This is a genomic window from Carboxydothermus islandicus, assembly GCF_001950325.1.
Classification (GTDB): Bacteria; Bacillota; Z-2901; order Carboxydothermales; family Carboxydothermaceae; genus Carboxydothermus; species Carboxydothermus islandicus.
Genome location: NZ_BDJL01000088.1, coordinates 1 through 241 on the forward strand (window position 1 = coordinate 1; position 241 = coordinate 241).

The 241-nt window shown below is 41.1% G+C and carries 1 pseudogene; it reads left to right on the forward strand.

Annotated features, from left to right (window positions below):
* A pseudogene (locus ciss_RS09220) lies at positions 1-241 on the forward strand (IS200/IS605 family accessory protein TnpB-related protein); the annotation flags it as partial.

Below are 241 nucleotides of genomic sequence, written 5' to 3' on the forward strand. Positions count from 1 at the left end.
ATAGCCTGGGCTGAAATAAAGAAAGAGGGCAATTTAGAAAGCTTTGGAGAAATCCCCACACCCTATCTCTGGGATGGGAAGAAAGAGAAAAGAGATTACTATGCATGGGTATACGCTCACAAAATTATAAAATTGGCCCTTGCAAAGAACAAAGGCATAGTGATAGAAAGGGTAGCAATAAAAGACAAAGGCTATCGGGGAGATTACAAGGGCAGAAAGTCCAGAAGGATAAAGCACAGTT